Annotated in this window: 24 protein-coding genes and 2 tRNA genes; 5 read left to right on the top strand and 21 right to left on the bottom strand. The window is 32.6% G+C overall.

The window, feature by feature from the left end:
- Positions 1–65: 65 nt before the first annotated feature.
- The 6 genes from KJI70_00290 to KJI70_00265 form a co-directional block, all read right to left on the bottom strand.
- A complete protein-coding gene (locus KJI70_00290; GenBank protein ID MCP6717972.1) occupies positions 66–1,085 on the bottom strand; it encodes a hypothetical protein in 1,020 nt (339 codons plus the stop codon).
- A complete protein-coding gene (locus tag KJI70_00285; GenBank protein ID MCP6717971.1) occupies positions 1,082–1,858 on the bottom strand; it encodes a hypothetical protein in 777 nt (258 codons plus the stop codon). Before KJI70_00285 ends, KJI70_00290 begins: the two co-directional genes overlap by 4 nt.
- Positions 1,859–1,874: 16 nt before the next feature.
- The gene (locus KJI70_00280; GenBank protein ID MCP6717970.1) at positions 1,875–3,455 is read right to left on the bottom strand and encodes an ATP-binding protein; all 1,581 of its coding nucleotides are present in this window, start codon (positions 3,453–3,455) and stop codon (positions 1,875–1,877) included.
- A gap of 179 nt (positions 3,456–3,634) precedes the next feature.
- Positions 3,635–3,705, bottom strand: a tRNA-Gln gene (locus KJI70_00275).
- Positions 3,706–3,710: 5 nt separating this feature from the next.
- Entirely contained in the window at positions 3,711–4,835 is a 1,125-nt protein-coding gene (dnaX, locus tag KJI70_00270) for a DNA polymerase III subunit gamma/tau (GenBank protein ID MCP6717969.1), read from the bottom strand.
- A gap of 2 nt (positions 4,836–4,837) precedes the next feature.
- Positions 4,838–5,458, bottom strand: a complete 621-nt coding sequence (locus KJI70_00265) for a GtrA family protein (protein ID MCP6717968.1) — start codon at positions 5,456–5,458, stop codon at positions 4,838–4,840.
- A 222-nt stretch (positions 5,459–5,680) separates the two neighbouring features.
- Between KJI70_00265 and cysK the strand changes: the two genes are divergently transcribed.
- Complete coding sequence (gene cysK, locus KJI70_00260; protein MCP6717967.1) at positions 5,681–6,640, top strand: cysteine synthase A; 960 nt, start codon at positions 5,681–5,683, stop codon at positions 6,638–6,640.
- 101 nt (positions 6,641–6,741) lie between these two features.
- A complete protein-coding gene (cysS, locus tag KJI70_00255; protein MCP6717966.1) occupies positions 6,742–8,145 on the top strand; it encodes a cysteine--tRNA ligase in 1,404 nt (467 codons plus the stop codon).
- Here the strand turns inward: cysS and KJI70_00250 are convergent.
- Positions 8,142–9,365 (bottom strand): glycosyltransferase family 4 protein, encoded by a 1,224-nt coding sequence (locus KJI70_00250; GenBank protein ID MCP6717965.1) that lies wholly within the window; start codon positions 9,363–9,365, stop codon positions 8,142–8,144. The genes cysS and KJI70_00250 overlap by 4 nt on opposite strands.
- 82 nt (positions 9,366–9,447) lie before the next feature.
- On the opposite strand from KJI70_00250, the gene dnaB reads away from it, so the two are divergent.
- Both dnaB and recR read left to right on the top strand, forming a co-directional pair.
- A complete protein-coding gene (dnaB, locus tag KJI70_00245; GenBank protein MCP6717964.1) occupies positions 9,448–10,800 on the top strand; it encodes a replicative DNA helicase in 1,353 nt (450 codons plus the stop codon).
- A gap of 6 nt (positions 10,801–10,806) precedes the next feature.
- Positions 10,807–11,409 (top strand): recombination mediator RecR, encoded by a 603-nt coding sequence (recR, locus tag KJI70_00240; protein ID MCP6717963.1) that lies wholly within the window; start codon positions 10,807–10,809, stop codon positions 11,407–11,409.
- A gap of 45 nt (positions 11,410–11,454) precedes the next feature.
- Here recR and KJI70_00235 read toward each other — a convergent pair whose 3' ends face one another.
- From KJI70_00235 to KJI70_00175, 13 genes are all read right to left on the bottom strand, one after another.
- A complete protein-coding gene (locus KJI70_00235) occupies positions 11,455–11,724 on the bottom strand; it encodes a hypothetical protein (GenBank protein MCP6717962.1) in 270 nt (89 codons plus the stop codon).
- Between the two features lie 366 nt (positions 11,725–12,090).
- Positions 12,091–12,399, bottom strand: coding sequence for a 50S ribosomal protein L21 (rplU, locus tag KJI70_00230; GenBank protein MCP6717961.1), 309 nt, complete (start codon positions 12,397–12,399; stop codon positions 12,091–12,093).
- 1 nt (position 12,400) lies between these two features.
- Positions 12,401–13,405 (bottom strand): DNA recombination protein RmuC, encoded by a 1,005-nt coding sequence (locus KJI70_00225; GenBank protein MCP6717960.1) that lies wholly within the window; start codon positions 13,403–13,405, stop codon positions 12,401–12,403.
- 262 nt (positions 13,406–13,667) lie between these two features.
- Positions 13,668–14,621, bottom strand: coding sequence for a hypothetical protein (locus KJI70_00220; protein MCP6717959.1), 954 nt, complete (start codon positions 14,619–14,621; stop codon positions 13,668–13,670).
- A complete protein-coding gene (locus KJI70_00215; GenBank protein MCP6717958.1) occupies positions 14,621–15,772 on the bottom strand; it encodes an amino acid permease in 1,152 nt (383 codons plus the stop codon). The genes KJI70_00220 and KJI70_00215 overlap by 1 nt, the downstream gene beginning before the upstream one ends.
- Positions 15,765–18,413 (bottom strand): HAD-IC family P-type ATPase, encoded by a 2,649-nt coding sequence (locus tag KJI70_00210; GenBank protein MCP6717957.1) that lies wholly within the window; start codon positions 18,411–18,413, stop codon positions 15,765–15,767. Before KJI70_00210 ends, KJI70_00215 begins: the two co-directional genes overlap by 8 nt.
- A 463-nt stretch (positions 18,414–18,876) precedes the next feature.
- Positions 18,877–18,948, bottom strand: a tRNA-Glu gene (locus KJI70_00205).
- Between the two features lie 39 nt (positions 18,949–18,987).
- Positions 18,988–20,031 carry a Mur ligase family protein gene (locus tag KJI70_00200; GenBank protein ID MCP6717956.1) on the bottom strand — a complete coding sequence of 348 codons (1,044 nt, stop codon included), beginning with the start codon at positions 20,029–20,031 and terminating at the stop codon, positions 18,988–18,990.
- Positions 20,024–21,655: a penicillin-binding protein 2 gene (locus KJI70_00195; protein MCP6717955.1), complete on the bottom strand. Its 1,632-nt coding sequence runs from the start codon at positions 21,653–21,655 to the stop codon at positions 20,024–20,026. The genes KJI70_00200 and KJI70_00195 overlap by 8 nt, the downstream gene beginning before the upstream one ends.
- 19 nt (positions 21,656–21,674) lie before the next feature.
- Positions 21,675–21,989 (bottom strand): hypothetical protein, encoded by a 315-nt coding sequence (locus tag KJI70_00190; GenBank protein MCP6717954.1) that lies wholly within the window; start codon positions 21,987–21,989, stop codon positions 21,675–21,677.
- A gap of 6 nt (positions 21,990–21,995) precedes the next feature.
- Complete coding sequence (gene rsmH / locus KJI70_00185) at positions 21,996–22,862, bottom strand: 16S rRNA (cytosine(1402)-N(4))-methyltransferase RsmH (protein ID MCP6717953.1); 867 nt, start codon at positions 22,860–22,862, stop codon at positions 21,996–21,998.
- Positions 22,863–23,294 carry a division/cell wall cluster transcriptional repressor MraZ gene (gene mraZ / locus KJI70_00180; GenBank protein ID MCP6717952.1) on the bottom strand — a complete coding sequence of 144 codons (432 nt, stop codon included), beginning with the start codon at positions 23,292–23,294 and terminating at the stop codon, positions 22,863–22,865. It abuts the gene before it with no gap.
- Between the two features lie 272 nt (positions 23,295–23,566).
- Positions 23,567–24,475, bottom strand: a complete 909-nt coding sequence (locus KJI70_00175) for a glycosidase (protein MCP6717951.1) — start codon at positions 24,473–24,475, stop codon at positions 23,567–23,569.
- Between the two features lie 273 nt (positions 24,476–24,748).
- Here KJI70_00175 and KJI70_00170 point away from each other — a divergent pair, with 273 nt between their 5' ends.
- The gene (locus tag KJI70_00170) at positions 24,749–25,021 is read left to right on the top strand and encodes a hypothetical protein (protein MCP6717950.1); all 273 of its coding nucleotides are present in this window, start codon (positions 24,749–24,751) and stop codon (positions 25,019–25,021) included.
- 107 nt (positions 25,022–25,128) lie between these two features.
- Here the strand turns inward: KJI70_00170 and KJI70_00165 are convergent, their stop codons facing one another.
- Positions 25,129–26,517, bottom strand: a complete 1,389-nt coding sequence (locus tag KJI70_00165) for an NAD(P)/FAD-dependent oxidoreductase (GenBank protein ID MCP6717949.1) — start codon at positions 26,515–26,517, stop codon at positions 25,129–25,131.
- Between the last annotated feature and the right edge of the window lies 1 nt (position 26,518).

The following is a 26,518-nucleotide window of genomic DNA, read 5'->3' as shown; positions in this document are numbered from 1 at the left end:
TTCTTTAAAGAGCATTGATTTTCATCTTTCTCAAATTAAGAACCCGTTAGCGTCTCATCAAAAAACTAATTCCAGCCTCGTGCTGGTTTGCTAAATATGTTAAACCCGTGTGGCGTTAAATAATCAGGCTTTCTTTCGGTTCTAATATCCATCGATTCGTTAAAGGTTTCTATTAATTTCTTCTTTCTATCGCTGGAAATATTTTCCCACCATTCAGGGGAAACCACTATGTTTTCGCAATGAGAAAAAATCATTTGTGTAATAGTTTCAAGCTTTTCCTCCTCGTTAAGTTTATCAATCGAACCGATTAATATTTCCGGTGCCTGACTTTTATTTTTGTGCCAAGTAAATAATATCTCTGTCGTTCCTCTATTCGGAAAAATAGTAATTTGTATTCCTTCTTTGAATCTAGATATATCTGCTAAATTTTGAATAGATAGGCCATTAACAGTATATTCTGGATAAAAAATTGAAGATACTAGAATATTTGGCTTTAAATTAGTACTTATCCTATAAGACATAACATCTCCATAATTTTTTTCCATTAAGCTATTATCAAAAAGTGCTTTATGTCCTACTAAATCTCTAGTGCCCGCACGAAATCCTAACATAAATAAATCATATATATTTTTTTCCATAAATGGGTGGCCGGAAAATTCTTGCATAGCTTTTAACATATTAATTCTAACATATACCTCTTTTGAGAGGGCTCGATAAGCAAATAAAAAATTTTGGATTTCTTCTCCTTTATAGTCAAATAATTCTATTGGCTTGAATAACTCAGAATCATGCTTTTGGCAAAAACCAAAAAATGTAGTAACTTTATTTTTACTAACTTTTTTAAGTTCAATGACTCCTTTGTTCTTTTCTAGCTCAAAAAGACTTAATAGAACAAAACTAAGAACATGTCCATTTTTAGATATAGAATCTAAAGATCTACTATTTTGAATAGAGTGACATCTAATTATTGGTCCGGAACACGAAGAATGATCTGGGTACATGCACAGATCTTTTATATTTAGATAACCCCTTAATTTTTTATCTATTTCTTGAGTTTCTTTGTGAATGTTTTTATCTATATTCATAATTTAACTAATTTAATTAAATCTTCTTCAAGCTCATATCTAATTAAATTTGTTGCTATGTCTAATCTCTTTCTAAAATTTGGTTGAGTGCAACCATTTCCAAGAAAAAAGGGAGCAACCACACAACTTCTTTTTAGAACTAAAATAGGCTTTCTGGCTTCAACAGTTGATGCGTAATTTATAGTGTTATCTAAAAGGTATAACGGAGAAGTTCCCAAAAGAATAATTAAGTCTGGGTTACAGAGTTCTATTTCATTTCTCAGTACTTCCCTACTTTTTTTCCTATCAAAATCCCAATCCTTCCAAGATCCTTCTTTATAAACCTTTGATGCATCAGTCATATATAAAAAATCAAAATCTATTCCCCAATCGATAAGTTGATCCTTTACTCTTTTCCATTTATTAAACCCAAAATATCTATTTACTTTCATTCTATCAATAAATTCCTGATATTTTTCCTGACTGACGTTGGGAAAAAACTCTGCAGCTAAAACTATGCTACCCGCATCCTTATATATGGAATCTTGGCCAATTATTAGTGTTCTGAAGCCAGGACTTCTCAAAAAGAAACTTTTACCCCACCAAGGTAAATCCGCACCTCTTTGAGTAGGTTTATAGTCTTGATACGAAAGAAATATTTCTAAGTCTTTACTGTAATGATTCTTAGGAAACATTCTTTGAAAAACCCTTACAGGCGAACAATCATTGTAACAACTTTTGGGATAGATTTTATATTTAGCAAAAAGTTGTGCTAATGCACTGATTTTTTTCATTTTTTTAAAAACTCTTTTAACTTATTTGCTTCTTTTCTTTTGGTAAGAAAATACACTCCTTTAATTCTTTATAGATATTTGTTTTTGGAAGGACAAACCCCGTTAACTTGAGCTTAAATTCTTCTATATTACCCTTGAAAGAACAGACTTCTTTGATTTTTTGTTGGATGGGTTTTAAATCTTGCAATTCAACACCATCTACAACACTATCATATTTATGCTCATTAAAGGTTACATTCCTTGCTAGGCAAAATAGTTTCAGAACCTCCTTATCAAATAAGTAATTTTCTATTTCACGTCTAAGCAGTATTCTCCTGTGGGAATCTTTATCTAAAAAATCCTTCCTTTTTGTATCAGATAATCCATCTCTGTCTCTTAGTTGCATTATATTTACACCATTGAATGCCTTACTCAAAATAGCTAATGCCAATGAAAGATTACTGCTTACGTCAGTGCCCCCACTAGAAATAAACAAAACATCATGAAGTTTTTCTTCAAATATTTGATTATAAACAAGTGCATCCAGTCCTTGCTCTTCGCCTGAATCGTTAGGTTGTGGTTTGCCCTCACAGTAAATAATCACTCTTGGTGAGACTAAGCCAGTTATATCTTCCAACGCTGTTTGAAAAATTCTCCGCCAGTCGCCTCTAGTCATTCTGATGGGTTCGATTTTCTGTATTTTATTAAAGTAATCATGCCTTGAAAAATCTAACACTTGCGATTTCTCTCTCAACTCTTCCTGTAGAGCTCTGAGAAAGCCCACGCTATGTGTTGCTACCCAAAGCTGACAGGTATCTGGTATTAACTTTTCTACTTCAATAAGAAGCTTTCGCTGAATCGCAGTATTTAAGTGGAGCTCTGGTTCATCTATACAAAAAACCGTGTCGTTGTATGTTGGAGTTTTGACCACTAAATCAATAATTATATCGACTACCTCTTTTTCTCCAGATGAAAGATTTTCAAAAGGAAAGTCTTTCGACGATTCTTTCTCGAAATATAACTGTCCTTTCCCACCAATCACATCTCCAAGGTTTGAAATTCTAATATCTAGTATTTTGGAAATTATGTCGTTAATGTGCCCTAAAAGTTTCGCTCGCATCTTCGGGCCTGATTTACTCCCATATTGATACTCATTCCACGCCTGTCCAAGGAGTCTTTCGTAGTTTTCTTTGAGTCTACCATCTATGTCTATACTACTTCCTGGACGTGATACATCCTCAAGAGCATCTGGCTGAGACGTGATACTTGTTACATTCAAGCTGGGTGTAAACCTATATGGCGAACGAACATAAAAACTCTTTTTGTCGAATTCTCTCCCTTCATTATTTTCTATCTGCACTGCCTCATTTCTATTGTATGCCTCTGACTTTTTATCAGGGAGAATTGAATAATACAGCTTAGAAAAAAAATTCGGAGGAGGATTCCTATGAGCGCCTTTGTAATTTTTTAGCTTCTCCTCAAATGCATCAAAGATGCTACTTTTTCCACAACCATTAGGCCCAACTAAAGCAACAATTTTCTTCGGATTATCACCCAAATCGATCGTAAGATCGTCAAATCTCTTAAAATTTTTGAGCCTTACTTTTCTAATTTTCATAATTTTCTAAATTCTCTTCTTAATTTTTTCTTTAAAGTTTTTAATTTCATATTATTTTAATCTATCTTTTTTCTATATTTTTATCAAATGATTTTTTACGATTTTTAACAAAATTAAAAACCCGAACAAAAGTTCGGATTCTATATAATTTCATCTAAATATATACAAAACATAAAATGTTGCGGGGCCAGGATTCGAACCTGGATATACGGCTTCAAAGGCCGTTGTCTTACCATTGGACGACCCCGCAATATATTAAACGTTTAAAAACTCTACTATCTCTACAATCGCTAACTCCAATGGCAATTGTGGTATCGCAGCATATCTTATTTTATTTTGCGCTTCAAGAAAGGTGTTTAGAATCTTTCTTAAGTTTGCTTGTCCAAATGAAGAAACTTGGTTTTTAAGCTTTAAAATTTCTTCTTTTGTTAATCCTGATAAAAACTCTGAAGCACTATCAGGATTCCCCTCCCCCATTATTTTCAAAATCAAACCTTTTCTTAAATAGTTAATCAATGCTTTTGAAAACTCTTCTAAATCCAAACCTTTATCAGTGATTTCATTTAAATAACTTATTGCATTATGAGCTTGTTTGTTGGTTATAAACTCAGTGAATTTACTAACCATTTCAATCTCTACTAAACCAAGTAAATCTTTGATGTCTTGTTTTTTAATTTCTGACTTTGAACCATAATAAAGTATTGCAACCTGATTCAATAAATTTTCTGCATCTCTTAATGCGCCTGATGAATTCAAAGCAATAAGTTCCATTGCTGGCTTTTCAATTTTAATGCCTTCTTTTTTACAAAGGATAGATAGTCTTTTCATTATTTCATCTAAAGTTGATTTCCTAAAATCAAATCTTTGACATCTTGAAATAATTGTTGAAATCATTTTATGGATCTCTGTTGTTGCTAAAACAAAGATTGCATGAGCAGGAGGCTCTTCCAATGTTTTTAAAAGAGCGTTAGAAGCATCTTTTGAAAGCTGATGAGCTTCATCTAAAATAAATACCTTATACTTTGATTTTGCTGGAGCAAAATGAATGCCATCTTTTAATTCTCTTATATCATCAATTCCTCTATGCGATGCTGCATCAATCTCAATTAAATCCATTGCCCTTCCTTTTACAATTTCATTACAAGAGGAACATTTATTACAAGGTTCAAATTCTCCCTGTTTTCTGTTCTCACAATTAACAGCTTTTGCTAATAACCTGGCTATTGTTGTTTTTCCTGTTCCCTTTGGTCCTGAAAATAAATAAGCATGAGAAATTGTTTCATTGGAAATTGCATTATTTAAAGTCTGAACAACGTGTTCCTGCCCAATGATTTCAGAAAAACTCTGTGGTCTGTATTTTCTATATAAAACAAGTGACATAATTACCTTTTAAACACTACGAATTTATAACCTAAGAAGTTCCAGGCAGCACCAGCAACGGCAGCTACAATCGCTCCGATATTAGCCCATACTGAAGCAGGTAATCCAAACTGAATTCCAACAATATTAACAATAAATGAGGCAACTCCTACATTTACTGTCATTCCGACAAGAGTGACAATATAAAATTGCAATAATTCTTTCCCCATTTTTTCTGTTTCAGCTTTTTCAAAAGCCCAGAACTTATTGCCCCAGAACTTGGAAAATGTAGCAACAATAAAAGATATTGCTTTAAATAAAACAAAACCCCAGCCTGCAGCTACACCAAAAAAAGACATGAAAAGATTTAAAATTCCCAAATCAATTAAAACTGCTAACACTCCGATTAAAAGAAATTTTGCAACTTGAGGAACAAATAAGTACTTCTTCCCTATCAAATAACTAATCCAAAGCCCTAATAATGCCAGAATAGGGAAAATAATAAATAAAAACCACAATAAATCAGCAACTTCCAATCCTAAAATGCTATTCACTCCTGCTCCTGTAATCAAGCCATAAGCTATCCAGGCAACCCCTTCTCCAGATATGATAGCAAGGATAATGTCTGCTTTTTTCATAAACATATCTTAACATAAATCATTGGTAATTTAAAGAAATTTGACAATGACTTTCACCCCTGATAATTTTAAAGGCAGGTATGGAAATCATTAGTTATGCCAACAATTGCTGTACAAACCTCTTTTAGGGAAGAAATAAACGATTCCTCAAGTTTTAAATATTGAATCAGTCTGTTTCTTCCCCAAAGGAGGTTTTTTAATTTTAAGTAAATTAAAACCATTAATCTTATGAAAAACATTTTAAATACCATCGGTAATACTCCAATGGTAAGGCTAAACAAAATTAACCAGGACATTAACGCTGCTATTTGGGTTAAGTTGGAATTTTTTAACCCCGGAGGGAGCGTTAAAGATAGAATAGGAATAACAATGATTGAGGATGCAGAAAGAAAAGGATTGCTTAAGCCCGGAGGAACGATCGTTGAGCCCACTTCTGGAAACACTGGCATTGGACTGGCCTTAGTGGCCGTCTTAAAAGGATATAAAATGATTTTTACAATGCCAGATAAAATGAGCAAGGAAAAAGAATCATTACTACGGGCTTATGGAGCAAAAGTTATAAGAACTCCAACAGCCGTCTTGCCAGAAGATCCTAGAAGCTACTACAAAGTTGCTGAAAAAATTACAAAAGAAACTAAAAATGCATTCTGCCCAAATCAGTATTATAATCAGAATAATCCAAAAACTCATTATGAGACCACTGGTCCTGAAATTTGGAGAGATACAAACGGAATGATAACGCATTTTGTTGCGGGTATGGGAACTGGTGGCACGATAAGTGGTGCAGGTAAATACTTAAAAAACAAAAATCCAAATATCAAAATAATTGGTGCCGATCCAGAAGGCTCTATATTTCATCACGAATTTTACAAAACAAAGGGTAAAATCCATACATATAAAACAGAAGGCATTGGCGAAGATTTTATTCCTGACACAATTAACCTTGAAATAGTAGATGAGATTATAACGGTAAACGATAAAAATGCATTTTTAACAACCAGGAGACTGGCAAAAGAGGAAGGCTTGCTGGTAGGAGGATCATCGGGTGCCGCTGCCTTTGCAGCTCTTAAAATAGCAAAGAATTTAGATAAAAATGATGTAATCGTTGTGCTCTTTCCAGATACTGGAAGGAATTACCTAAGCACCATTTTTAATGATGAGTGGATGCTTAAAAACGATTTCTTATAGCGAGAAATCCCCGAAAGAATAATAATTAATAGTAAATAAGAAAAAATATCTAAGCATAAACCTATTCTAATTTTAATTAATCTGATAAAATAAGTTAAACTATGCTCAAAATATACAATACACTCTCTCGCAAAAAAGAAGTCTTTAAACCTTTGAAACAAGGAAGAGTTGGGCTTTATACATGTGGTCCAACAGTGTATTTGTTTGCTCATATTGGCAACCTAAGAACATATATTTTTGAAGACATTTTAAAAAGAGTTTTAAAATACAATAAATTTAAAGTAAAGCATGTAATGAATATTACTGATGTTGGACATTTAACCTCTGATGCTGACACAGGAGAAGATAAAATGTTAAAAGCTTTGAAAAGAGAAGGCAAAGAACTGAACAAAAAATCAATGTTTGAAATAGCTGATTTTTACACAAAAACTTTTAAAAAAGATTTAAAAAACTTAAACATTTCAGAGCCCGATATATGGTGCAAAGTAACAGACTATATCAAAGAACAAATTGATATGATAAAAAAGCTTGTTAAAAATGGCTATGCTTATGAAACTAATTCAGCTGTATATTTTGACACTTTAAAATTAAAAGAATACACAGAGCTGGCAAAACTAGATTTAAAAGGAATGCAGGAAGGTATAAGTGTTGATAAAAAAACAGATAAAAAAAATCCAACTGATTTTGCCCTATGGTTAAAGCTTATTGGAGAACACAAAAACCATATTATGAATTGGGATTCTCCTTGGGGCAAAGGATTTCCTGGATGGCATATTGAATGTTCTGCAATGAGTATAAAGCATTTAGGAAAAGAATTTGATATTCATTGTGGTGGAATAGATCACATTCCAGTTCACCACAGCAATGAACGTGCTCAAAATATTGGTGCTTTAAACAAACCAGCAGTAAAGATATGGATGCATGGTGAGTTTTTAATCTTAAAACAAGGAAGAATGGGTAAGTCAGAAGGAAACATTATTATTTTAGATGATTTAATTAAAAAAGACTTTAATCCCCTAGCCTACAGGTATTTAACTTTAAACGCCCACTATCGTTCAAAGCTTACCTTTTCACTTGAAGACTTAAAATCAGCTCAAAATGCACTAGACAATCTTTATGAAAAGATAAGAATAATTAAATCAGAGAATACAAAACCAACTGCAAAGATTGAAACTGATTACAAAGAAGAGTTTTTAAAAAACATTAACGATGATTTAAACATGCCCAAAGCCCTAGCTTTAACTTGGGATCTCGTAAAAGATAAAAATATTTCTTCAAAAGAAAAATACAAGCTTTTGTTGGATTTTGATAAAATCTTTGGTTTAGGGTTAGACAAGGTAAAAGAAATACAAGTTCCTAAAAAAATTAAAGATTTAGCTAAAGAAAGAGAACAATTAAGAAGTGAAAATAAATGGCAAGAAGCTGATGAAATCAGAAAACGAATAGAAAAGTTAGGTTATAAGATTGAGGATACTAACAAAGGAACTAAAGTAAAAAAACTTTAATCTTCTTCAATTACTTTTTCTACCCATTTTAAGATGTCTTTGGTAAGAATGTTTTTAAAGCTTTTCTCAAGTGAAAAACCATTATCTTTTTTCTCAGCCCTATACTTTTCACAAACTTTATAAAATTCTAAAACTTCATTTGTTACGCTCTGCCATGAATATTGCTCTACTTCTTTAATTCCTCTTTCTGATATTTTCCTTCTTAAATCAGGATACCTAATTAACAACTCTATTTTCTTGGCCAAATTAACATAATCTCTTGGCTTGGTTAAAAACCTGCCTGATGATTTATTTTTCAATAATTCTCTGTATCCCTGATTTCCAAAAGCAACAACGGGAGTTCCACATGCCATTGCTTCTAACAAAACCAAACCAAAACTTTCTCTGAAAAGTGCTGGGCTGATGTAAATATCAGCTGTTTTGTAATATCTTGCTATTCCTTTTGTAATTCTTCCTTCAAAAATAACTTCTTTTAGATTATGTTTTTTAACATAATCTTTACACTCGTTCTCTAAAGGTCCATCCCCAACAATAATCAGTCTTAAATTAGAAAAATTCTTATTTAAAATTTTAAAAGCTTTTAAAAGATATATTAATCCTTTTCTTTCTTCGATTCTTCCAACAAACAAAAGATTAATTTTATCATCAGAATATTTTTCAATTTTTGAAACATTAGGATTAAACTCATTTAAATCAATGCCATTAGGAATAACAATCTTAGGTCCTTTATAGAATTTAAAATAATTTAGAATTAAAGGAGCTACTCCTATTACCCCATCTATTTTCCACTGACAGATTTTATTTAAAAGATACAAAAAACTAGGAAAATGTTTTAAAAATGTGCTTCCTTCCATGTTGGCATGAAAAGTTAAGACGTTTAAAGTGCCTGAAGCAGCAGGACTGATTAAAATCTGAAGAACTGAAGGAAAACCAAAATTATGAAAATGTAGAACATCAAACTTTTCTCTTTTTAAAACTCTTTCAATTGAAATAGGATTAAAATTAATATCAAAATCAGCCTGAGTGCCGCTAAAATCCATTGGAATAGAAGTTCCCAATAAAATTACGTCTTTCCCATAGTTCTCTGACCTTTTTCTTCTTGGAACAATAATTTTTGTACTGTGGCCTTTGCTTTTAAGCTCTTTGGAAAGTCCCAAAATATGTCTTTTTACCCCTCCGGGCTGGGAAAATGTATGAAAGCTAATTAATCCTATTTTCATATTAAACAAGTTAATAGAAAATTTTATCAAAAAAATCAAATTCTTGCCAATTAATAGCTATCATGTTAAAAATGAATTGAGCATGGCAAATGAATTACCAAGTAAATTACCTCCTCAATCTATTGAAGCAGAGCAATCGGTTTTAGGATGTTTAATGATTGATAAATCAACAATTATTAAAGTTGCTGATTTTCTAAAACCAGAGGATTTTTACAAAAAATCTCACCAAGAAGTTTATAAAGTATGTTTAGACCTTTTTGAAAAAGATGAGGCAATTGATTTTTTATCAATATCAAACAGGTTAAAAGACAAAAAGCTTTTAGATGACATTGGAGGAAACGTTTACTTAACTGAACTTATAAATACGGTTCCAACACCCGCTCATGTTCTTAATTATGCCAAAATAGTTTCAAGAAAAAAGGTTTTAAGAGATTTAATTGATGCATCACAAGAAATAGCCCGCTTGGGTTATGACGAAAAAGAAGATACAGACACTCTTTTGGACAAGGCTGAAAGAGAGATTTTCAGCATTGCCCAAAAAAGTTTGTCCCAGGATTTTGTATTAGTAAAAGACGATTTAGAAGAAGCGTTTGAAAGAATTGACCAGCTATCAAAACACAAAGGAGGGTTAAGGGGGCTTGCCAGCGGGCTTGCTGATTTAGACAATCTTTTAGCTGGTTTTCAAAAATCTGACTTGTTAATTTTAGCTGCCAGGCCAAGTTTAGGAAAAAGCGCTCTAGCTTTAAACTTTGCTTATAATATTGCAATTCAACAAAAAATTCCTGTTGGCATATTTTCTTTAGAAATGTCAAAAGACCAAGTAATTGACAGATTGATTTCAAGTATTTCTGGAGTTGATCTCTGGAGATTAAGAACAGGAAGACTATCAAGCGAAGGAGAAGATAATGACTTTACAAGAATCCAGCAAGCTTTAGCGGTTTTATCAGATGCTCCAATCTATATTCATGATTCACTATGTTCTAATGTTCTGCAAATGAAAGCAATGTCTAGAAGACTTCAAGCTAAAAAAGGATTAGGATTGATTATAATTGATTATTTACAGCTTATGGAGCCAATGGATGCATACGCCAACCCTGTACAGCAAGTATCAGAAAACTCCCGAGCTTTAAAATCTTTAGCTCGGGAAATGAACATTCCTGTTTTAGTTGTATCACAATTGTCACGAGCAGTTGAACAACGTTCTCCTCAGATTCCAAGATTATCTGATTTGCGCCAAAGCGGAACAATTGAACAAGATGCTGATGTTGTTATGTTTATTTATAAAGAAGATAGATACAGGCCTGAAACATCACGCAAAAACATTGCTGATTTAATTATTGCCAAGCACCGTAATGGCCCTATTGGAAGAGTTGAGCTGTACTTTGATGAAGCAAGGGTAAGCTTTAGAACCTTGGAAAAAATCCACGAAGAATAATAAACTATGAATTATTCGCCAACAATTCAAAAACTGATTGATTTGCTTTCTAATTTCCCGACAGTCGGGCCCAAAACAGCTGCCCGTTTTGTTTTTTATCTCTTAAAAACTGACAAAAAAGAAGTTGATGAATTAATTTTGTCGATTTCAAACTTAAAAAGAAACATTAAAACTTGTTCATTATGTTTTAATTCTTTTGAATCAAAAAACAGCCAGCTTTGTGAGATATGCTCAAATCCTTCACGCAGTAAAAATTTGCTTTGTATTGTTGAAAAAGAAACTGATTTAAAAGCTTTAGAAAAAATTAAAAAATATAAAGGAAGATACTTTGTTTTAGGAGGAACAGTTTCACTTTTGAAAAAGCAAAGGGATAAAAAGCTAAAAATAGAACAGCTCAAAAAGATGATAAAAGATAATTCTGAAATTAAAGAAATTATCATTGCCACTAATTCAAACACTGAAGGAGAAGCAACTGCTTTGTTTTTAGAAAGAGAGCTCAATCCCTTAAATAAAAAAATCACTCGTTTAGCACGAGGATTGCCCGTGGGAGGAGAATTAGAATACGCTGATGGGGCAACCCTCAAAAGTGCTTTGGAAGATAGAAAATAAAAAAAGCCTTGATGTTATTTCTTAAAAAAGATTAATCAAGGCTCTTTAGAAATGAGGAAAAGTGATTATTTCATATTCTTCATCGTCAACTATTTCTTTGTCGATCTTCATTGACATTAGATTCACCAGTTCATCGCGGCTTATTAGTTCGACATGCTTTATTTCTCTCTGTGGTGTTGCTTGTTCAGAATTTAACACAAGCGTATCTGCTTCCTCTTTTTTTAAAAAAAAGGTAGCTTCGATTTTACCATCTTTTCCAATATATCTAGTTCTAGTTGCTATAATTTTGTTTTTGTTTTTTTTCAATTTTTTCATCTCTTACCCATTCTTTGAATGGGCGAACTAATTACTAACCCCAACAGATTAATGGCTAATAATTAATTCGCCCACTCAAAGGTTTTTCTTTTCCTTTTAATTTTTAAAGGTTCTGTGCTAAAAAAAATCTCCCAGTTTTTAGCTGGGAGGTTCAGTTTCAGAAGTAATTTATTCTTTTATATTCTTACAAGTTGATATCTTCTGTTTGTTCTAAAACCTCCCAACATTGTCAGGATAATAGTAAAAACATTTAACAGAGTCTTCTGTATCAAAGGATTTAAAACACTATTTATTTTATTGACTAATTTTTTCAACATATTTAAAAATATCAAAAATAAAAAAGGGTGTCAATGTGGATTACTTTTATTATTTTGTTTCTATCTTAGTTATTTCAACTTCAGTATAACGCTGCCTGTGGCCTTTTTTCTTTTTATATGTTTTTCCTTTTCTAAAAACAACAATCTTTTTCCCTTTTCCTTGCTTTAATATTTTTCCAACAACTTTGGCGCTTTTAACCAAAGGATCGCCTATCTCTAGTTTTTTTGATTTTTCCAATAATAAAACTTCTTTGAAAGTTACCTCACTCCCCTCTTTTTTATCAAGTTTTTCAATTTTTATTTTATCTCCTGGTGAAACTAAATATTGTTTTCCACCAGTTTTAATTACTGCTAACATATTAGTCTTTTAATTGTTTAGGTTTATCTTGCTTAACTTCTAATAATCTTTCAACCCTGTCTGAAAATAAATTTAGACGCTTTTCAGAATTATCATATGAAGAAGTTGCGTTTTTTAAATGACTCCCAAGCTTTCTGAAATCATTCATAAGCTTTGAAGCATCTTGATTAATTCTGTTTAATCTTTTTAAAATACCTTGAGTTTTCTTTGAAATCTGAGTATCTTTAAACCATTGTTCAAATGCACGAAGCGTTAAATAGATTGTGTTTGGTGAAGTTAAAACTACTTTCTTTTTCCAAGCATAATCAGCAACTCCTCGTTCTCTTAAATTAAACATTATCTCATAATAGATTGCTTCGGCTGGAATATACATCAGAGCAAAATCAACTGTGCCTTCAGATGGAATTATATATTTTGAACTTATCTCATCAACCCTTAATTTTAAATCTCTTAAAAAACTTTGCTCAAAACTTTTTCTCTCATCATCTGTATTAGAATAAATCATTCTTTCAAAATTATCTGAAGAAAACTTTGAATCAATTGGCAACAATTTATTATCAGGAAGTTTTAAAATTGCATCAACTTGTTCTCCTGACGAAAATGTGTGCTGGCTTTTCCATAATTCAGCAGGATAGTGCTGGGTTAAAATGTAATTTAATGATGCTTCTCCCCACTGACCTCTTAATTTTGGAGATTTAAAGATTTCCTGAAAAGAAGAAACACTTTCTACTTTTTTATAGATTTGTTTTAAATCTTCGCGAAGATGAGTGGTTTGCTCTGTAAAGGACTTTATCTGGCCATGAAAGCTCTCTGAAGACTTAATCTGGCTGTTTTTCACTTCTTTCATTTGATTAGTCAACAGGTCAGTCAAGCGTCTCTCAATATCCCTTATCTCATTATTCTGTCCCTGATCAACTTTGCTTGTCTTAATATAAAGGAAAATAGCTCCTGACCAGCCAATGAAAGCTAAAAGTCCAATTAAAATAAAAAAGAGATCAGTCATCATATATACTTTACCCCACCGATAAAGCTGAGTCAACTATTTTAATAAAAAAAATAGTTGTAGTAAATACAACAATTATAAAAAGTGGGACTATCTTTTCTGATAAATCTATTGATCTTATCTGTCGAAAAGATAGTCCCTGTGGGTTTTCTTTTGCCCAACGTTTTTACTAGTCGCTTGTCTTTTTTGACTTGACTAGTTACATGTCCATCTGTCTAGTATTTACACTATAGCAAATCTTTAAAATTTTGTCAAGGTCTTTGTTTTACCTAAAATAAAGCTCAGAAATCACAAAAAGAACATAGATTCCAAGTAAAAACAAAGCTTCTAGCTCAGTCACTTTCCGTTCACTTCTTACAAAACTAATAAAGGATAAACTGGCAATTAAGGTAAAAATAATTCCTATCAAATAAGGGGAAAAATCAATAATTGCAAATGGTGAAATCAATCCTACAAGGCCTAAAACTAAAGTAGCATTAATAACAACTGATCCCATTATACCGCCGAGAATCATTGTTTTGTGTCCCATTTTAATTGCCTTTATTTCAAAAGCTATTTCAGGAAGAGAGGTCCCTAAAGCCACCAAAGACGCTCCAATAACCATTAATGATAAGTTAAAAGTCTCAGCTAATTGTGAAGCAGAAAAAACAATTCCTTCAGCGCTTAACAAAAGCATGGCAGTTGCAGCTAAAAAAATAAACATGTCTTTTACAAATATTTTGAAATGATGCCATCCTTTTAATTGATTATTAAACACTTTTCTAAATCTTTCTTCCTCAGCTATAAGCCGAGCAAAATAAAAAACTAAAGCTACCAATAAAATCAGTCCGTCTACTCTAGAAAACATGCCGTCAAGTATCAATAACAAAGGCAAAAGACTGTAAAGCGCAACGTATAAAGCAGATTTTTGCAAAACCCTTCCTTTGACATGCAAATCTTTGCCAAATAGCGCTCCAAGCGCCACCATAACAGTAAGGGCAACGATATTAGAGCCGATGATAACCCCAAAAGGGAGTTCAGGCTTTTTAGCAATAGCTGACGTAATGCCAATAAAAATCTCAGGCAAAGAAGTTGCAAAAGCCATTAAAAAGGAGGCTACTATAAATTCTCTTAATTTTAGAAACTGGGCAATTCTGATAAGCGCTTTAACTACCCACATTCCAGAGCGCACTAAAATAAAAGAAGAAACAATAAAAATAGAAATATATATCCAGGTCATTATCTTAAAAAGTATATTAATTCATATATTATACCAAAAACAAAAACGAAAACTAAAGGAAAAACTAACAAAGATTTTTTTACTTCCTTTTTTTTCAATAAAAGACTCCTATACATTAATAAAATCAAAGTTCCATCAATGCCAAGAACTATTGCTCCAACCAAACCTATAACGTGAATAAAGCTTTTAAATCCTAAAATGAAAAGTCCCAGGGGAATAAAACAAGTTAGAAACCAAGCTAAATTCTTATCCATTCTAAAATCATACCAGAGGATTTTTTTAAGAGTCAGTCCTATGGCAATAAAAGAAGTGAAAGTTGTTAAAATTCCTAAAAACAAAGCCAGGCTGACTACTCCATCGCCCAAATAATTTTTTAATCCTATTAATGCTGATTCTGTTGTCAGAGGGCCTGTAATGCCCCAAATCAGATAGATAAAAAAAAGATAAATTATTATTGGAATTATAGTAGCAATAATAATTACCTTCTTAAGCAGTTTTTTATTCTTCCTCAGCATTTCTTCGGCTTCAGGAATCAAAGCAGCCCCCCACAAAGAAAAAAGAATGGGACCATAGGGCAAAAATAATGCTGATAATTTAAAATCTGTTTTAAAATTCAAGGGAAAAACTGTAAAATTAGCCACGTTTATGAAATCATTAGCTTTCAAAAAAATTGCAAATAGAATCAAAAAGAATAAAATTAATGACCAAAACTCTATTTTAGCTATTGCTTTAATGCCAAAGAGAATTAAAGCTGCTCCTAAGAAAAAATAAAGATAGCTGTAAAAAGAAGCACTGCCTCCAAAAACTGGAGAAAGTAAGCTGTTTAAAAACTCTCCGCCCACAATAAGATAAGCCAAGATTGATCCAGATATTCCAAAAACCGTAGAGAACATGGTTATTTTTTTTGCCCATTCACCTAGATGCAATTTTGCAAACCCAGGCAAACGCTTAAAATCAGGCGTGGCTAATGCCAATTCTCCAAAGATTAAATGAATTGTCATTACAATGGCTCCTAAAACTAAAAAATAACCAAGTATCAATAAATAGCCTGTTTTTGAGGCTATATAGGGCAAAGAGAACAAGCCAACCCCTATAATAGTGCCCGATAATGTAGCTACTGGATAAATAATCTTTTTAAATGAATTAGTCATATTGTTTTTTTGTTATAAAATACCACTTGGTAGCTTCAATTAAAGTTACATTAAGCGCTCCCAGTCCTAAAATTATCTGCCAGTCAAAAAGGTTTAAAGGAACTGTCTTTAAAAGAATTTGTAAAAAGGGAAGGTAAAGAGCAAGTAATAACATTGCAATACCAAAAATCCAGGCAAAGACTAAGAACTTATTGGAAAAGGGATTAATGTGCCAAAGATTTCTTCGTAAGCTTTTACAGGAAAAAACATAAAATAACGAGTCAATAGTTAATCCAGCAAAGATTATTGACCTAATGTGGGGAATTTCATAGCCAGAATATTTTATCAGCCACAAGAAAAGACCTAAAAGTAAAATATCAGTAATCAATCCAATAATGAAAATTAAAACTTTCATTTCTTTGGTTAAAAGAGGGGCATTGTGGCCATGAGATTTTCGCTTCATTAAATGTTTTTCTTTCGGCTCAAAAGCTAAAGAAATACCTGGCAAGCCGTCTTCAATTAAATTAACCCATAAAATCTGAACAGCTGTGATAGGTAAAGGAAAATTCAGAAAAATACTGAATCCAATTAAAATCACTTCTGTAAAGCTGTCGCTTAAAAGATAAGTAATTACCTTTCTAATATTGTCTAAAATTAACCTTCCTTCTTCAACTGCTTTTACAATTACTGAAAAACTGTTATTTAAAAGAACCATATCTGAAGTTTCTTTCGCCACCTCAGTGCCAGAACCAATCGCTATTCCAATGTCTGCTTTTTTTAAAGCTGGGGCGTCATTAATACCATCCCCTGTCATTGCCACAACCTCTCCTTGCTCTTGCCAAGCCTCAACAATCCTTGTTTTGTGTTTTGGTTCAACCCGGGCATAGATTCTGATTTTTTTTAAAACTTCTTTGAATTTCTCATCTGTTAATTTATCCAGCTCTTTTCCTTCTAAAATATTTTCTTCTTTTGTTGGGAAGCCCAATTCACGGGCTACTGCTTTTGCTGTTAGCTTATGGTCACCAGTGATAATAATTGTTTTTATTCCTGCTTGTTTGCAAACCCTGATTGCTTCTTTTACATCCTTTCTTAAAGGATCTTTTATGGTGACAAAACCAGTGAAAATGAGGCTGTGAACTTCTTTTTCTAGATTTTCAGTCATTGAATCAATGTTCTTAATTTTTCTGTAACTTGATGCTACTATTCTCAGGCCTGCGCCAGTTAATTTTTCAAGCTGTTCATTAATAGTTTCTAATCTTTTCTCAGTTAACTTTAATTTCTTGCCTTTTAATTCAATGTATTGAGAACGGTCTAAAACTCTCTCTGGCGCACCAGAGACGTACAGAAATCTTCCGTCTTTTTTCTGAATTACTGCTCCAACAAACTTATTAATTGGATTAAAAGGGATTTCAGCTATTTTGCTTTTGCGAAAATTTAATCCATAAGCTTTAATTCCTTTTTCAATGCCAGCTTTAAGAAGAGCTTTGTCAGTAGGTCTTCCCCTGAAAATCCATTCTTCTTTTGGACTCTTAGAATTTTCAATAAATGCCTCGGAAGTGAAAGAGGCAATCTTTAAAGGGAAAAATTCTGTTTTTTTACTTTGATCCTTCTGCAGAATTTGATTTACTGTTAACACATCAGAAACTACCATTTTCCCTTCAGTTAAGGTTGCTGTTTTATCAGTACATATAATTGAAGTACTTCCTAATGTTTCAGCCGAAGACAGCTTCCTGACTAATCCTCCTTTTTTCAAAATCTTTTGCATGCCCAGTGCCAAAACAACAGTCATTGCTGCTGGCAGACCTTCGGGAATAGCTGCTACAGCAACTGCCACAGCAGTAATAAACATTTCAATAAAATCAAATCCTTTTATAATTCCTTCAATAAAAATAAAAACACAAATTAATGCAATTACTACACCAACAACCTTTGAAAAACTTGCTAATTTTTTCTGATAAGGCGTTTTCTCTTCTTTTGTCTCTCTAATCATTTCAGCTATTTTCCCTATTTCAGTTTGGGCCCCTGTTTCAACAATCAATACTTTCGCTTTTCCATCTTCAACAATTGTTCCCATATAAACCATGTTGTCCCTGTCAGCTAAAGGAGTTTCTTTGGGCATCACTTCTTGTTTTTTTTCTGCTGAAAGCCACTCACCAGTTAAAGCCATTTCATTAATTTTTAAAGCGTTAGATTCTATTATTCTTCCATCAGCTGGAACTATGTCTCCTGGATTTAAAACAACGACATCTCCTGGAACTAATTCTTCTAAGTTTAAAATTTTTAAATTTCCCTCTCGTAAAACTTCCGCATGGTGTTCTACCATCTTTTTTAATTTTGCTAAAGCCTGAGAAGCTTTATGTTCTTGAAAATAACCAATAATTATGTTTAAAAAAACAGCGCCGAAAATCACCACTGCGTCAGTGAATTCCTTTAATAATAAAACAACAAACCCTGCGATTACCAGAATATATGCCAGAGGGCTTTTAAATTGTTCTAAAAAGATAGCAAGTCTGGATAAGGGTTTTTCTTCTGGGAGTTTGTTTTTTCCGAATTCTAACTGGCGAAGCTTCACATCTTTTTCATCCAAGCCTTTGACAATGTTGGTTCTTAAAATCTTTTCTATCTCTTTTATTTTTAAATTGTGCCAGAAAAAATTAGCCATTAAACCATTTTAGCTTAAAGTGAAAACAAAAAAAAGCGGATTAAACTTCTTAAGCTTTTTAAAACATCAAATATTAATTAACCAAACACCAATATCTTTTCACTTTCTTCAACCATCTTGAGTAAGTCTGACATTGTAGATATTGGACAGACTTTAGTTCCTTTTTTTTACGAACTTTTAAACAGGTTCCACATGCACAGATTTCTCCTTTCAGATTTTGATATTCAGCAATCCTATGAGAAATATCAAATTTGTCTGTGTCAGGAACACTGTCAATTTCTGTTCCTTCATTCATCAAAAAAACCTTTACCTGATGGTTTGCCTTAAGGGCAGTGATACCGAAACGGAAAGTGTTTCAAACATGCTCTGGTTTGTTTGATTGCAATACAATTCCTATTTTCATATGTTCACACTATTGTGTTGTTATTTAATATAGATAAACGTAGATTTAAGCAGATACTTGTGGCCCCAAGGGGAATCGAACCCCTGTTACTTGGTTGAGAACCAGGCGTCCTGGCCGCTAGACGATGGGGCCATTTAACCCAATCTAACACAACATTTTAAAATTTCAAACCTATTGTCCTGTTATTTCTTTAACAATCTTGTTCATCTGCATTTCGCTTGAACCATCAACTAAAATAATGTCATTTTCTTCAATTATGTCTTGGAGTTTTAATTTGCCTTGGTCAACAGCATCAAACTCAAAAACTTGTTCACTTTTCATTCCTTTTTCAAATGCGCCTTTTGCAATAAACTTAGCGCGCTGGCCAAATACAAATAATAAATCCGCATTTTTAGCCACTCTTTCCCCTATTGCTTCATGAGCTTCAATTGTGTATTTCCCAATATTAAGAACATCCCCTAAAACCGCGATTTTGCGGTTATATCCTTGAAGTTTGCCTAAAACTTCAATTGCTTCAATCATTGAAAAAACACTGGATGATGCACTGTCATCTAAAACCCAACTATTTTTGATTCCTTTAATTAATTTCATCCTTCCATCTAAGGGCAGATAGTTTTTAAAAGCTTCTGAAATTTTTACTAAATTCAAATCAAAAACGCTTGCCACACATCCAGCAGCCAAAGCAGAATAAATCTGTTCTTTACCAAATGCATTCTTTAACCAAACAGGAACAATTTTGCCTTTATAATTTATTTTAAAATTAGTTCCACCATTTAATTTAATATCACTTGCTCTAAAATCTGCCTCTTTCTGCAAGCCAAACCTTAAAGTATTGAATTTCTTTAAATCCCCTATTTCTCGTGATGTTTCATCATCAAAATTTAAAACCAAATTAGTATTTTCAGGCAGGTTTTCAACTAATTTCCTAGTATTTTCAATAGGTTCTCTTTCACCAGCAAAAAAATCACTATCACAAGGAATATCACCTACGTTAGTAATAACCAATATTGCTTGTTCTGAATTTTTTAAAAAAAACTCATAATCAAATATTTCTTTATCTTCTGTTTTAAAGACTAAAACTTCTTTCCCAATTTTAAAATACGGATTTAAAATCTTTATAATCGTATTAAAAACACTTTGATTCGTTCTACCCACAACTAAAACAATCTTTTGCTTTTTAAAAATGAATTTAATTTTTGAAATAATATTATTCATAATCTGGTGGAATTTGATAATAATTAATAATATAGTCTGCTAAATCTTTAAACACTGGAATAGTAGAATATTCTGCTGTTCTTGTTTTTGGATTATCAAGCTTAACCATAACTAGAAATTTAGGATTAAAAGCAGGAGCAAAACCAATAAAAGTCTGGATTGTTTTGTCAGAATAACCTGATTTTTTAACACCTAAAGCAGAATAAGCAACCTGGGCAGTGCCTGTTTTGCCAGCAACAAAATATCCTGGAATTTTAGCTGATTGGGCAAAACCATTTTCAACCACGCTTACTAACATTGCAGTAACCTGAGATGCTGTCTTAGAAGAAATAATTTGTTCTTGTTCAGTCTCAGCATGATTCTTAATTTCCTTATCAGAAGATATGGAACTTTCTACTAAATAAGGATTTATTAATTTACCGCCATTGGCAATAGCACAATATGCTCTTACCAGTTGAATTGGCGTCATTTCTATTCCCTGACCAAATGAAGCTGTAGCTAGATTTATGTCCCTGGCTGTTCTAAGTTCATTATTTTGTGAATAAACTTCCTGTATATCTATTTTAGTTGGTTCAAAAAACCCGAATTTATCAACATATTTTAAAAATAAATTAGGGCCAAGCTCTCTTTGAACAAAAATAGCTCCAGTATTAATTGATTTTTCAAGCACCTCAGTCATAGTAGGTTCATGTTCATAAATTCTCTTGTTATAGTTGTAAATAGTATCACTGCCAATTGTTATTGAACCCGTATCAGTATAAGTAGTTTTTGGCGTTACTTTTTCTTCTTCTAAAGCTGCTGCCATTGTTATTGGTTTGAAAACAGAACCTGGTTCAAATAATGCCTGAGTAGATCTATTTTTAAAAACAGCCAGATCTCCTGCATACTGCTGATAATAATTAGGGTCAAAATTATCAACATCAGCCATTGCTAAAATTCTACCAGAATAAGGTTCTATAACAATTATCTGGCCTTTTTCAGCATCTAAATCTTTTTTTACTTTTTCAAGCAATCTTTCTGCCTCATACTGAATATTATAATCAATTGTTAAAACCAAATCATCTCCTTTTTTATCTTGGTCAAGCCCTATTTTCCCTTGCAAAGCTTCATCATAAAACTGTTCTAATCCGTACTGGCCTGTTCCTTCAGCGCTCAAAAAACCAATCACTTGCGAGGCTAATCCTATTTGAGGGTAATATCTTTCTTTTTGCTCGCTAAGAAAAACACCCTCTAAATCTAAATCAGTTATTTTTTGAGCCTCTTCTTTAGTTAATTTTTTTTTAATTAAAGAATAAGAGCTGTTTATTGTTAATTTTTCAAGTATAAAGTCTTTTTCCAAGCCAAGTATTTCACTGAAAACTTGAGCTGTTTTTTCAATGTCTTGAATTTTTTTAGGGTTTACAAAAATAAAAGGCAGGTCAATGTTAATAGCTAAAGCTTCTTTGTTTTTTAAAAAAATCTCTCCTCTATCAGCCTGAAAATTTTCGAAAGAAGCAAAAAGCCCTTGAGACAAGGCTTTATTTAAATCACCCTCTAAAATCTGAAGAGATACCAAGCGACCAGTAACAGCGCCTGAAACAAATAAAAATAATATAAAGATGAAATTAATCCTCCAGTTCTTCATTTAATGTTAAAAGGTTAAATTAACGAAGCCTGCTTGCAATAGAACCCTCTACTATCTTTATATATTTTACATTATTTGTTTTTACAAAACCACTGTTCTTTGCCAGGATTTGATCAATGTGAGACAAAGAATTCATTTTTGAAAAATCTATGTCCAAAAATTTATTGTTGTTTGAAAGAGAATTAAGTTGTTTTTGAAAAGAACCGAGCAGGTATCTGTCTTTGGCCAAACCTCCTACCTGGACAATGTATATTGAAACTAAAGCGAAAATTAAAGCAATTAAAATAATGTGGTAATTTTTCAAACCTGTTTTTAACGCAAGTATTTTAGTCATATATTTTTAAATTTTTACTGCTGCTCGAAGTTTGGCACTTCTTGAGCGCGGGTTATTAATTATCTCTTCTTTGCTCGGCTTTATTGGTTTTTTTGTTAAAATATTTAATGATTTTTGATTTTTAAAAAAGTTTTTCACAATTCTGTCTTCTAAAGAATGGAACGATATTACAACTAATCTTCCTCCTTTTTCTAAAACTTCTAATGCATCGGGTAAAGCTTGTCTTATATTATTCAGCTCGTCATTAACAGTTATTCTTAATGCCTGAAAAGTTCTGGTTGCAAAATGAATTCTTTTATGTTGGTACCATAAAGGTACGGCTTTTTTAATGATTTCAACTAAATCAAATGTTGTTTTAATGAGTTTTGTTTTTCTCTGTTCTATAATGTTTTTGGCAATTCTTTTACCAAACTTTTCTTGGGAATATTTTTTTAAAATCTTTTCAATATCTTTTTCTGACCATTGGCTTACAATTTCTTCAGCTGTTAGTTTTGTTAAATCAATATTGTATCTCATATCAAGTGGCTCATTTTTTTTAAAGCTGAATCCCCTGCCTGATTTTTCCAAATGCCAACTTGAGAATCCTAAGTCTAACAAAATTCCAGAAACTGATTCAAAATTATTTTCCTTAACAATTTTTTTTAAATTGCTATAAGAATCATTTATTAAAACTAATCTATCAATGTTTTTAGAAACTGCCTTCCTATGCAATTCTTTGTCTAATTCTATTGCCAGCACTTTTCCTTTTGGCTTGTTTTCTTTTAAAATATCTATGCTGTGTCCGCCTAGACCAAATGTGCAATCTATAAAGTTTTCATTTGACTTAGAATCTAAGTATTTTAAAACTTGTTTTTTAAGAACGCTTTTGTGCATCTACACTCCTAGTTCTTCTAATCTTGATGCCATGTCCCCAATGTCTTTTTCAGTCTTCTGTTTGTATGTATTCCATTTTGTTTTGTCCCAGACCTCAACCCTATTAGACAAACCCAATATAATTACATCTTTTTTAAGACCTGCGTATTTTTTCAAATAATCAGGGATCAATACCCTTCCAAGCTTATCAAGATTAACATCAACTGCTCCAGCCAACATTATTCTTATAAATCCCCTGGCATCTGTTTTGCTGCTTGGCAAGCTTTCTAGTTTTTTAGCTACTTTACCCCACTCTGCAATTGGATAAACAACTAAACAGGTATCTATTCCTTTAGTAACAATTGCTTTTTTACCCAAGCTTTTTCTAAATTTAGAAGGAATAGCTAATCTCTTCTTGTGATCAATTGTGTACAAGTATTCACCAATAAACATAGTTATCCACAGAGATGGGTGTTTATTAACATACTTATCCACAATTTCCCACCTGATTGTATTTTATCTTTAAAAATATATACAGGTCAAGCGAAAATCAATTTATGTTAAAATGAATATAAAAACAGTGAATTTTCCACAGGAAATCCACAGGTATGATATTAAAATTAATATTTTAGGGCTTTTATGTAAAATTAGAAAGAAAAAAGCACGTAGTAATAAACTATCAATTAATGACATTCTACGTGCTACATTTATATATAGGAATATGTTCAATAGTGTTCTGGAAATAATGGTGTTTCTTGTCCATTGATTGACATCACAAGATCCTTTTTCATAAGCCTACCACCGCAGATTACGGTATCAGCTCCTCCCCAATAAATATAAAGGGAGTCTTCACCAGGATCAACGGCAGCGCAGCTAAAAACAACATTAGGAATAGCACCAACAATTTCATATCTTTCTTCTGGCCACAGTATGGGTTCTGGATGAATATAGAGAATCTTTGTAGGATTTTCTAAATCAAGCACTGCAAACCCAAGAGAATACGACCTGTGAAGAAGATAAGAATATCTTGTTGTTTCCTTGTCCCAACGATGAACAATATGGGTAATCAAGAGCCAACCTTTGGGAGTTTTTATTGGTGGCCCAGCAATCCCAATTTTGTCGGGAATATTGCCAGTATTAGGGTCAGGATACCAATCTTCTTTTCTTATCAGAATTTGGCTATTCTGCCAGCCATTTTTTAATGACAATTCTCTTGTCCGAGATATCCATATGTGCGGAGTTTTTCTGTGGACTAGATATACAAAACCTTTAATTGGTTCAGGAAAAATAGAAGCATCTTTATCCTCTTGGTTAAATGGAATACCAATCCATTTAAATTCAAGGAAGTTTTTTGTTTTCCAGATACCCACTCTTCCACCTTTTTCTGAGCAAACTGTTGCGAAAACGTAGTAACAACCATCGATCCATTTTACGATTCGTGGATCTTCAATTCCCTTTGTACAATGGTCGTTAAATCCACATTTTAGTACTGGCTTGTCCAGTACATACCACTCTATTCCATCAATACTTAAAGCTAATCCGCAATTAGACATTGATTGATCTTCAGTATGAGCAGCACGAAAGAGCATTTTGTATAGGCCGTCATCATCAATAATAACCCCGCAGTTAAACATACTCTTATTTTTCCAATGAATCTGGTCTGGTACCAACAAAGGATTATTCTTAAATCTTTCAATTCGTATTGTTTTTTTCAAATCTGTATTCTCCTTTTGTTTTATATTTAAAAGAGCTAATAAATTAGCTCACTAAAATAACAATAGTCCTGTCCTGAAAAGATGTCAAATGGCAAGTTGAAAAGTTAGATTTTATAAAAAACTTGACATTTTGATATATTGTAGTTATAGTTTACTAAGTAAACTAATACCAGTTTACAGAAAGTGAAAAAGATGGAAGAAAGACTGAATCACAACAAAATCAGAGAAGCAATCATGAAAAAAAACGGAAACTACGGATTCATAGGAGAATTCGTTAAGGTTCCAAGCGGAGAGGTTTTGGCTCTCGTAGAGTGTAAATATAAACAATTCCATATCTACCTTAACGGAACCAAGGCATACCCACAAGCATTTGATTACGCGAGTACCTTTAATAAAAAAGGAGTAGCTCGCGTAAAAAAAGATGGAGAGGAATTCTTCATCAACTTCAAAGGCGAAAGAGTTTAGACTCTCTCACCCACCCCGATATGGTTTTTTCCATATCGGTATTTTTTTATGAGAAAATTAAGCCCAAGATAGCAACCCTCTGTTTTAAATATTAAGTAAAACAACAACTAAATTTTCATTATATTCTCTCCTGCAATTAATCCAGTAACTGCGGCTCCCACTATTCCCCTGCTTACTCCAGCTCCATCTCCAATTGCATAAACAAAAGGAGTGCTTGTTCTCATGTTTTTATCAATTTTTAGTTTCAAAGAATAAAACTTTATTTCTGGAGCATAAATCAAGGTTGAATCTTCATTCACGCCTGGTAAAAATTTATTTAGCTGCTCCAGGGCATCTAAAATATTCTCTATTACTCTTCCAGGATAAGCCAAACTTATATCACCAGGAATGGCTGTCTTTAAGGTGGGCTGAACTAATTTATTATTCTTAATTCTATTTTCAGTGCTTCTTCTGCCCATCCTTAAATCTTTTAACCTTTGAACAATCGGATTATTTCCACCAAGTTTTGTTGTTAATCTTGCCAAATCTCTTCCCCATTCATTTGGGTTTTTAAAAGGTTCGGTAAATCTATAGTTTCCCAATAAGGCAAAATTTGTATTATTTGATTTTTCTTTGTTTCTACTATGTCCATTAACTAAACAAAAGTCCCCATAACTTTCTCTTATCACCCAGCCATGAGGGCAGACACAAAACGTTCTTAAACAGTCATCGTATTTTTTGGTAACAATTCTAAGCTTTGGGCCATAGACTACTGAAGTTATTTCTTTCATTATTGAGGCTGGCACTTCAACCCTAACCCCAACATCAATAAACTTTACCTTGTTATTGACTTCAAAATCATATTTCTTGGTCCATTTTTCAAGAAATTCTGACCCTTCTCTTCCTACGGCAATAATTAAGGTCTTGTAATGATACTCTTTTCCTTTTGCTGTTCTTATTTTTTTCTCTCTTGGATTAATGTCTAAAACTGTTTCTTGACTAAATATCTCAACATTTTTCTCTCTTAAATAATTCTCAATGCTTTTTATAATTTTAGGCAGCCTATCACTTCCCAAGTGCCTTTGTTTTACTGGCACAAACTCTATTCCAACCCGATTGGCTTTTTCAAGCAACTTGTTAATTTTTACTTTGTCTTCGCCATAAATCTCATTAGGAGGTCCATGTCTTAAAAAAATATTTTCTACTTCTTCCATTTTTCCTGTTAGATAATCTTTGTCAAAAAGACTAAAATCTCCCCCAACCGTGTAGCTTGAAGAATACTTAGGGTTTACAAAATTCAGCTTTCCGTCAGACAAACCGCCTGCCCCTCCAATACCAGAAGTTATATTACAGGGTGAACATTTGGGACAATGAGTATTGGTTAAATCGCTAGGACATGTTCTTTTTTCAATCGGTTTTCCCATTTCAAAAATAGCAACCCTTGCTTTTCCTGCAAGTTTATAAGCAGCAAACAGGCCCCCTGGACCTGCTCCAATAATTACAACGTCATACTTCATA

Source organism: Patescibacteria group bacterium, from assembly GCA_024238995.1.
Lineage (GTDB): Bacteria > Patescibacteriota > Minisyncoccia > Minisyncoccales > JANBVM01 > JANBVL01.
The sequence above is the reverse complement of the archived record's forward strand: the minus strand, read 5'-3'. Positions and strand labels throughout refer to the sequence as shown.

What these genes read in the sequence shown, in the direction of transcription:
- rplU (MCP6717961.1), bottom strand. Translation starts at nt 12,399, where the DNA reads ATGTTAGCAGTAATTAAAACTGGTGGAAAACAATATTTAGTTTCACCA.
- KJI70_00210 (MCP6717957.1), bottom strand. Translation starts at nt 18,413, where the DNA reads ATGGCTAATTTTTTCTGGCACAATTTAAAAATAAAAGAGATAGAAAAG.
- cysS (MCP6717966.1), top strand. Translation starts at nt 6,742, where the DNA reads ATGCTCAAAATATACAATACACTCTCTCGCAAAAAAGAAGTCTTTAAA.
- KJI70_00220 (MCP6717959.1), bottom strand. Translation starts at nt 14,621, where the DNA reads ATGACCTGGATATATATTTCTATTTTTATTGTTTCTTCTTTTATTTTA.
- KJI70_00165 (MCP6717949.1), bottom strand. Translation starts at nt 26,517, where the DNA reads ATGAAGTATGACGTTGTAATTATTGGAGCAGGTCCAGGGGGCCTGTTT.
- KJI70_00290 (MCP6717972.1), bottom strand. Translation starts at nt 1,085, where the DNA reads ATGAATATAGATAAAAACATTCACAAAGAAACTCAAGAAATAGATAAA.
- KJI70_00250 (MCP6717965.1), bottom strand. Translation starts at nt 9,365, where the DNA reads ATGAAAATAGGATTAATTAGCTTTCATACATTTTCCCAGCCCGGAGGG.
- rsmH (MCP6717953.1), bottom strand. Translation starts at nt 22,862, where the DNA reads ATGCACAAAAGCGTTCTTAAAAAACAAGTTTTAAAATACTTAGATTCT.
- KJI70_00175 (MCP6717951.1), bottom strand. Translation starts at nt 24,475, where the DNA reads ATGTTTAACTGCGGGGTTATTATTGATGATGACGGCCTATACAAAATG.
- KJI70_00200 (MCP6717956.1), bottom strand. Translation starts at nt 20,031, where the DNA reads ATGAATAATATTATTTCAAAAATTAAATTCATTTTTAAAAAGCAAAAG.
- KJI70_00285 (MCP6717971.1), bottom strand. Translation starts at nt 1,858, where the DNA reads ATGAAAAAAATCAGTGCATTAGCACAACTTTTTGCTAAATATAAAATC.
- dnaX (MCP6717969.1), bottom strand. Translation starts at nt 4,835, where the DNA reads ATGTCACTTGTTTTATATAGAAAATACAGACCACAGAGTTTTTCTGAA.
- KJI70_00215 (MCP6717958.1), bottom strand. Translation starts at nt 15,772, where the DNA reads ATGACTAATTCATTTAAAAAGATTATTTATCCAGTAGCTACATTATCG.
- KJI70_00235 (MCP6717962.1), bottom strand. Translation starts at nt 11,724, where the DNA reads ATGAAAAAATTGAAAAAAAACAAAAACAAAATTATAGCAACTAGAACT.
- KJI70_00190 (MCP6717954.1), bottom strand. Translation starts at nt 21,989, where the DNA reads ATGACTAAAATACTTGCGTTAAAAACAGGTTTGAAAAATTACCACATT.
- KJI70_00280 (MCP6717970.1), bottom strand. Translation starts at nt 3,455, where the DNA reads ATGAAAATTAGAAAAGTAAGGCTCAAAAATTTTAAGAGATTTGACGAT.
- dnaB (MCP6717964.1), top strand. Translation starts at nt 9,448, where the DNA reads ATGGCAAATGAATTACCAAGTAAATTACCTCCTCAATCTATTGAAGCA.
- mraZ (MCP6717952.1), bottom strand. Translation starts at nt 23,294, where the DNA reads ATGTTTATTGGTGAATACTTGTACACAATTGATCACAAGAAGAGATTA.
- KJI70_00195 (MCP6717955.1), bottom strand. Translation starts at nt 21,655, where the DNA reads ATGAAGAACTGGAGGATTAATTTCATCTTTATATTATTTTTATTTGTT.
- recR (MCP6717963.1), top strand. Translation starts at nt 10,807, where the DNA reads ATGAATTATTCGCCAACAATTCAAAAACTGATTGATTTGCTTTCTAAT.
- KJI70_00265 (MCP6717968.1), bottom strand. Translation starts at nt 5,458, where the DNA reads ATGTTTATGAAAAAAGCAGACATTATCCTTGCTATCATATCTGGAGAA.
- KJI70_00170 (MCP6717950.1), top strand. Translation starts at nt 24,749, where the DNA reads ATGGAAGAAAGACTGAATCACAACAAAATCAGAGAAGCAATCATGAAA.
- cysK (MCP6717967.1), top strand. Translation starts at nt 5,681, where the DNA reads ATGAAAAACATTTTAAATACCATCGGTAATACTCCAATGGTAAGGCTA.
- KJI70_00225 (MCP6717960.1), bottom strand. Translation starts at nt 13,405, where the DNA reads ATGATGACTGATCTCTTTTTTATTTTAATTGGACTTTTAGCTTTCATT.